The organism is Candidatus Obscuribacterales bacterium (assembly GCA_036703605.1).
In the GTDB taxonomy this organism is placed as follows: domain Bacteria; phylum Cyanobacteriota; class Cyanobacteriia; order RECH01; family RECH01; genus RECH01.
This window is the reverse complement of the sequence record DATNRH010000822.1, coordinates 1-7676: the sequence shown is the minus strand read 5'-3', so window position 1 is coordinate 7676 and position 7676 is coordinate 1. Positions and strand designations below refer to the sequence as shown.

Annotated in this window: 5 protein-coding genes; 2 read left to right on the top strand and 3 right to left on the bottom strand. The window is 55.9% G+C overall.

Translation table 11 applies throughout. The features are described 5' to 3' along the window. Window positions 1-364, bottom strand: a 364-nt coding sequence (locus V6D20_17015; GenBank protein HEY9817482.1) for a hypothetical protein, incomplete at its 3' end; no start/stop codon positions are given. An 852-nt stretch (window positions 365-1216) separates the two neighbouring features. Between V6D20_17015 and V6D20_17010 the strand changes: the two genes are divergently transcribed. Beyond that, the gene (locus V6D20_17010; protein HEY9817481.1) at window positions 1217-4777 is read left to right on the top strand and encodes a response regulator; all 3561 of its coding nucleotides are present in this window, start codon (window positions 1217-1219) and stop codon (window positions 4775-4777) included. 90 nt (window positions 4778-4867) lie between these two features. Here V6D20_17010 and V6D20_17005 read toward each other — a convergent pair whose 3' ends face one another. Both V6D20_17005 and upp read right to left on the bottom strand, forming a co-directional pair. Continuing rightward, window positions 4868-6097: a URC4/urg3 family protein gene (locus V6D20_17005; protein HEY9817480.1), complete on the bottom strand. Its 1230-nt coding sequence runs from the start codon at window positions 6095-6097 to the stop codon at window positions 4868-4870. Window positions 6098-6219: 122 nt separating this feature from the next. Further along, window positions 6220-6921 carry a uracil phosphoribosyltransferase gene (gene upp, locus V6D20_17000; protein ID HEY9817479.1) on the bottom strand — a complete coding sequence of 234 codons (702 nt, stop codon included), beginning with the start codon at window positions 6919-6921 and terminating at the stop codon, window positions 6220-6222. A gap of 160 nt (window positions 6922-7081) precedes the next feature. On the opposite strand from upp, the gene V6D20_16995 reads away from it, so the two are divergent. After that, window positions 7082-7676: hypothetical protein (locus V6D20_16995; protein ID HEY9817478.1), on the top strand; the 595-nt coding region annotated here is incomplete at its 3' end.

The window sequence follows — 7676 nt, the reverse complement described above, 5'->3', positions numbered from 1 at the left end:
GCTGCCAAAGTTTGGGATAGCGCAGAGCCATCTCCACCGTGCCGGCAATCGGAGCATCCAGCGATCGCCGTCCCTCAGTTGGAGATTCAGGATCCACCGCTACTAAGCAGACTGTATGGGGATCGCGAGCATAAAAGCGATGGCGCAAATCCTCATAGATGCCCAAACGAAACACTGGATTGAGCCACGCCCCTAGCCCTTCTTGGGGGTGGAAGCATTGGGTGAGCGTGTCAGCGAGGAGCGGCAAGTCTGGCTGCCGCACAGTGCGAATCAGACAAGCTGCACCATTTTGGAGGCGATCGCTTGACTGCCAGCTATAGGTCTCAGCAGACGGTTGGGATTGCCCCGTCATATACGTGGACATGATGCGGTAAGGGTGAATGGTGTGGGCTAGACGTAGCGATCTTAGGCAGCACTCTAGACACAGGAATCTTTTTAGAATTCTAGCGCCTATAAGCTTTGAGGTGGAATAGTAGCCTAGACGCGCTACAACAACAACTAAGCAGGTGGATTAATTCAATGAAATCTGTCGGGTTTCGGCACCGCTCAACCCTTGTCTCATCAGGTTTTGAGCATTGAGCAACATTGAAATGCTGGCCAATCGTCTTCCTAACGTTTTCCTACTGACAACTACTGGAGGATGTCGGGGGGCAGGATATCGATTCACACGTTTCAACAAGATAGTTTAGGAATAAAGCTTCTATGATAAAAGTTGGGAATACTAAAGCAACCCAATTTGTGCAGGGGCATGGAGTGGATGGCAAGGTTGCGATGACCTTCGACAACCATCAGAGCTTGGGAGCTTCAGCTCACTCTCTAGTTTGCGATAGGCTGCTTAAGTGTGGTGCGGTAGCGTATGTCAAGGCTAACGATGCTAAACAAGAAGGCTAGAATCTTAAGCAGGCTATCAGACGATTGAAAGAGACAAATTTCTCTGGGTGCATCAGACCAGTCCTGAATAACTGAATATTAGTTGAATGACGTGAATAATGTGCGATCGCATTCACTCTGCCTACTTTTACCTACCTACGGAGTCTGTCCAGCAGCAGGGCCAACTATACGGGCCTGTAGTTCTCCTCAACTCAGCCCGAGGCTGCCACAGTTCAGGATCTCGTGCTAACCGTCCTCGTGTGACAACATCGTTCCATTTTTGAGGTCATGCAATCTACCCCCCTACTCTCATCAGACGAATGCCCCCATGGCAGGAGCATAGTGCATGAAATCTCCTGATAGCGAAAAGCCTAAGATTCTGGTGGTTGATGACGAACCAGACAACCTTGACCTGCTCTACCGCACCTTTTATCGGGAATTTAAGGTATTGCGGGCAGAGAGTGGGCCAGTCGCGCTGGAGATTTTAGCTGCCGAGGGAGATATCGCGGTGATCATTTCTGATCAGCGAATGCCCTCCATGAGTGGCACAGAGTTCTTGAGCCTGACGGCGACCCAATATCCTGACATCATTCGGATCATTTTGACCGGCTATACCGACGTTGAAGATCTGGTGGAAGCGATTAATGCTGGGAAGGTCTTCAAGTATGTCACCAAGCCCTGGGATGATGAAGAGCTGAAAACCGTGGTGCGCCAAGCGGTTGATACCCACAATGTATTAAGAACCCGCACCCAAGAACTGCGTCGCACGTTGCGCCAAGAGTCGTTGCTGAATACCATCAGTAGCGCCATTCGTGGTGCGTTGAACTATCAATATATTTTTCAAACCATCGTGGATACGGTGGGGCATATGTTTGAGGTGGACTGCTGTCTGCTGCGACCTTGCCAAGATGAACTGATGACCGATGAGGTGTTCACCTACCTGAGTGCAGCGGCGCAGGGCGATCGCGCAGAACACCCAAGTGAGTCGGATGCCTCGGCGGCCCCAGATGCCTTCGATGCCTCGGATGCTACCACCAGTCCCCTAATTCATACGCTGTGGGAAACGGAAACCATTCAGGTGATTCAGGATACGGTCACCGATGAGCGGCTGGAGCGATCGGCTCCCAATGGCGGCTGTATTCGCCATATTTATAGCCAGGCCAATATTCGTTCGACGTTGATTGTGCCTCTGATTTGTCAGCAGGAACTGATGGCGGTGCTGGCCCTGCATCAGCAACAGCCTCGCGTTTGGCAAGATGATGATGTGCAACTGATTGCCATGGTGGCCAACCAAGCTGCCCCAGCCTTGGCTCAAGCGCGGGCCTATGAAAAGCTGCGGGCCTTGGCTCGGCGAGAAACGTTGGTCAACACCATCACCACGGCGATTCGGTCGAGTTTGAATCCCCAAGATATTTTTGCGGCGATTACCCAGCAACTGGGGCAGGCGCTGCATACAGATGGCTGTGCCCTATCGCTGTGGACGGCTGGGGATGAATTTGTCCAATGTGTGGGGCTGCATGATGCCACCGATCAAAATGCAGAGCAGCCGTTTACCCTAGGGGAAATTCATCCGGAGCCGCAGTCAGACTGGATGATCAGCCCTCCTCAGGGTGAGGCTCCCTTGGTGCGATCGCACCTGCCCACGTCGCGGGTGCCGATTGAGGGAAATCCAGTTTTACAGCAGCTTTTATCTACCCAAAGTCCGGTGATCATTGACGATCTAGGGCATCATCCTGAGATGAATATGCCCGATTTACCCCTACGGTTGCCGGCCCGGGCGCTGTTGGTGGTGCCGCTGCTGTACAACGGTCATATCATTGGCAGCATTTCCCTGCGGCAGTCGAGCCGTTCTCGCCAGTGGCAGCAGGAGGAAATTGAGCTGGCCCAGGCCGTGGCCGTGCAGGCAGCGATCGCGGTGCAGCAGTCTCGCCTCTACCAAAAAACGCGTCAGCAGGCGGAGCAGTTGCTGGAGCTGGATCAGCAGAAAAACGAGCTGTTCCAAAATGTGTCCCACGAATTTCGCACGCCGCTCACCTTGACCATTGGCCCTCTAGAGGCAGCGATCGCCCAGGGGCAAGGCCTTTCCTACGATCAGTCTCAAATTGCCCTGCGCAACTCTCGTCGTCTGCTGCGCTTGGTAAATCAACTGCTCGACATTCAGCGATTGGATGCGGGCCGAATGCAGCCGCGCTTCCGCCCCTGTGATTTCAAGAGCTTCGTAGCCCAGATTGTGGATGCCTTCCATCACTATTGCGATCGTAAAGAGATTCACCTGTCCACCGATCTGGAGGACTGCCTGCCCATTTATCTCGATCTAGAGAAATTTGATAAGGTTCTCTACAATCTCTTGTCGAACGCCATGAAGTTTACCCCGGCTGGGGGCAGTATTGTGGTCAGTCTGCGATCGGCCAACGATCACTGTCTGCTGCAGGTGCGCGACACCGGCATTGGCATTCGTCCTGATCAAATTTCCCATTTGTTTGACCGTTTTCGCCAGGCGGATGGGTCTGCCAACCGTAAGTATGAGGGCAGTGGCCTGGGTCTGGCTTTGGTCAAGAAATTGGTGGAAATGCACGGCGGGAATCTTTCTGTCGAGTCGGAATATAGCAAGGGCAGTACGTTTACGGTGTGGCTGCAAACGGGTATTTCCCATCTGCCGCCGGATCAGGTGATTGAAGTGCCCATTGAAATGGAGTCGAGCCGCGCGGTGGTGGAACTGGCGGATATCGAAATCCATGCCACCGATCGCCCTGGGGACGGCGAGGGGCAGGTTGGCGAAGTTCTGGGCATCTTGCCCGAGGGGCCGGAAGGCGACACTGCGCCCACGATTCTTGTGGTGGATGACAACCCCGATCTCCGGCAATATGTCTCGGATATTTTGCGCAACGCCAGCTACCGGGTGGTGACGGCTCGGAATGGGGCGGAAGGTTTCCAGCTTGCCCAAACCTATCAGCCGCAGTTGATCCTCACAGATCTGATGATGCCCATGGTGTCTGGGCTGGAGATGATTAAGCAGCTGCGCCAAGACGAAGCCCTCAAGGGGATTCCGGTGATCTTGCTTACCGCCCGTGCCGATGAAGACACCCGTATTGAAGGGGTGGAGCAGGGCGCTGATGCCTATTTGTCCAAACCGTTCAACGATCGCGAACTGTTAGCCGATGTACGCAATCTGCTGGCGCTCAAGGCCAATGAGCGGCGGGTGGAAGAACTCAATCGCTATCTCACCGAGTCTGTCCTGCAGCGGTTCTTGCCACCGTCCTTAGTGAAAAAGGCGGCCCAGGGTGATTTGCTGCTTGATCTGCGCCCCGAGCCTAAACTGGGGACCATTTTGTTTAGTGACATCATTGGCTTCACCCAGTTGTCCAACACCTTGCGATCGCGGCGGGTGTCGGAACTGCTGAATGAATATCTCACGGAAATGACCCATGCCATTTTTGACCATGGGGGCACGGTGGATAAATTTATGGGAGATGCGATTTTGGCGATTTTTGGTGCGCCGGAAGAGCTACCGCCCAGTGAGCAGGTGCATCGAGCGATCGCTGCGGCTCGTCAGATGTATGCGTCCCTGGAAGTGCTGAATGCCCGATGGCAGGAGCAGGGCATTGGCAAGGTGCAGTTCCGCTGCGGCATTCACCAAGGCACGGCGGTGGTGGGCATGTTTGGTGGTGCCGAGCGATCGGACTACACGGCGATCGGCCCCAGCGTGAACATTGCCGCCCGCATTCAAGAAGCCGCCACCCCCGACTCTATTCTGATTTCTGCCGCCGTGGCCGACTATCTGGAGCTGGAAGACGATGCTGCTACCAAATGCAGCCCGCTGAAGCTCAAGGGGGTGGATGAAACGGTGTTGACCTTCTCGATCAAGGCCCATCCCGACTCGTACTATCGCAACGCACCGAAGGCGTGACCTACGCCTGACGCCGCTGCCAAGCATACGATGTAGGCTTCTCCCACGGCGCGAGTGCTACATCTAGTTAGCCGACTCGAACGTTTTATACTAAAACACGGTGCCATCGCTTTGAATCTGAAGGGGTGGGGAGCCATCCCGTAGCTCGGCTGCGATGCGTCGTCCGGCTGCCCACGTGCCGCCTTCGAGAATTTTCACCAGGGGGAGCTGGGTGGCATCTTGCTGGCGGTTTTGGCGAATGGCTGCGGCAATCTGATCCAGCAAAACCACGGTCAGCGCCCGCCATTCGACAATCACCTCTGAGCCTGGTCGATGGCGATCGCTTAACACTCCCGCATGTTTCGGCTGCAGCAGGCCCAGATCCACACAGAGGCCACCGTTACGATATTCCGCCAGACCGGTGAGGGCATCGAGATCGGTGATGGTGATGCCTAGGCTCTGTAGCGGCTCCAGCAGAGAATAGGTGAGCCACTGGGAGAGTTTATGGAAGGGCACCAGTTGCGATCCCAGGTCGCCATCGGGCAGGCGGGGATGGGGCCAGACGTCGCCTAAGTTGACCTGGGCGATCGCCCCCCGGCCGGGCCAGATGTCGCTCAACCCCTCTAGGACAACATCGAAGACGGCGGTGGCCGGTAGGCACTGATCGACCACTTGGGGTAGGAGGGCATCCACCAAGTTACCCAACCGGGGGCTTTCTTGACCAAACAGATGGGGATAGCGATGCAGCGATCGCCCGAGGGTTTGCAGCAGGCCCGCCCGTCCCTCTAGTCCTACTAAGGGATTGCGATCGCTCACCTGGAAGGCAGCGGCTAGGCGATCGGGGGTGAATTGCTGGAGACCTTGGGCGTCGGCTTGGAGCGGCTGCTGGGCATTGCTGGACATTGTGCCGGCGGTGAAGGCATAAAAGCTGGCGATCGCTAGCCCTTCTGAGCGTTGGTAGACCTCGTCCGTACCCGGTTCGGAAAACTGCCAGGTGGCTCCAGCTCCGGCATCCAGCAACACACTGGTGATCGCTAGGTCGAACTGGATACGGGCCCATTCGAGGGGATCGATCGTTCCTACCTGCTGGCGGAGGTGGGCCAGGCGATCGCGATCGCCGCTTTCAAAATGCCGCCAGCGACTGTGGAAGGGCACAGCCCAATCGGGATAGTTGGCCTCAATCACCTGGATGACGTAGTCGGCGGTGGCGTTGAGGCGAGTCAGGTCGCAGCGAAAATGGCTGAGCTGATCGGCACAGGCCAGGTCAAACAGTTGGCCACAACGATCGCGAATGGCCGCTGTAGATCTTAGATAGGCAAGGGTGTCAGCCTCGGTTGCCATCACTCCTCCTAGTGGGTGAACTCAAGTCAATGAAAGCTGCCGGGTTTCGGCTCCGCTCAACCCTCTTCTGATCAGGATTGGGGCCTTGAGCGCAGTCGAAATGCCCCAGTCGTTACGTTCTCCTAGCGCGTTCCATAGAGGCGATCGCCCGCATCCCCTAGCCCTGGCAGAATGTAGCCTTGGGCGTCGAGATGGTCATCCACGGAGGCGGTGTAGATGGGCACGTCGGGATGTTCGCTATGGAAATGGGCGATGCCCTCGGGAGCCGCGAGCAGACAGACAAACTTAATAGAGAGCGGCCCCGCTTCCTTGAGCCGATCCACCGCCGCCACCGCCGAGTTGCCCGTCGCCAGCATTGGATCCACCACCAACATATCCCGCTGCTCAATATCCGTGGGCAGCTTGAAGTAATATTCCACCGCCATCAGGGAGCTAGGCTGTCGGTATAGACCGATATGCCCCACCTTGGCTGTAGGGATCAGCTCCAACATGCCATCCAGCAGCCCCTGCCCGGCCCGCATGATAGAGATAATCGCCATTTTTTTATCCGCAGCCAGCATGGGCGCATCCATGGTGGTGAGAGGCGTTTGGATAGGGACATACTTGAGGGGAAGATCCCGCGTCACCTCGTAGGCTAGCAGCATGGCCACCTCTTTCAGCAACTTGCGGAAGTCTTGGGTATGGGTGTCCACGTGGCGCAGAAGCGAGAGCTTGTGCTGAACCAGTGGATGCGTAATCACATGAACCTCTGCTGCCATGAATCCCGATGTATGGTGGTAGATATCGAATAGATGATCCCCTGCGCCGGACAGACCAGCCCCCATGGTTTGGACGCCAGAGCGATCGCCCCCGCTTCAGTGATCGAGGTATCGCGACGGAGTCACTCGAACCGCCCCACCTGTGGCTTTCTGTCACCCCTGAAGCATTTCTATGGGTTCTGACTAGAATACACTACAACCTTTCCCCTCACTCGGATGGATCGATATGGTGAATAACCCGCAGAAGCCGAAGCACATCATTCTCACCTCCCATTCCCATCGCGCTAGCACTAAACGCATTCCCATTGAGTGGGGAGCCGTTGATCCTCAAGCTCGCGGGCCGGTGATTGGTTCTCCCCGCAGTTTGGCCTATCGCAATGTCATTGGTACCCATGCGGGCTCCTATGGCGTGTATCGAGCTTTAGCCGTGGCCAGCGGTGTCCTCAATCCAGCCCATCGCGCCGATCTCACCAACACCTCACCCGTGGTGCACATTGGCCCCTATCCCAGTTGGAGCGACCCCAGCAAAATTGTCTCCCTCGATCCCCTAGGAGGCTTGGTCAGTGAGGTCTTTCGGGATATGACATCGGAAGACTACGACATTTTGCCCACCATTGCCATCACCAAAGCCCATATCAATATTCCTGAGCTCCAGAGCGAAATTGATGCCGGCCGCATTGTGGCAGATGGCACCTTGCTGAAGGCGGATGGCAGTCTCGTGGTTACCAAGGCGGCGATTGATCCGGTGTGGTATCTGCCGGGCATTGCCCAGCGTCTTGATATTGAGGAAGCCGATCTGCGGCGAGTGCTGTTTCAACAAA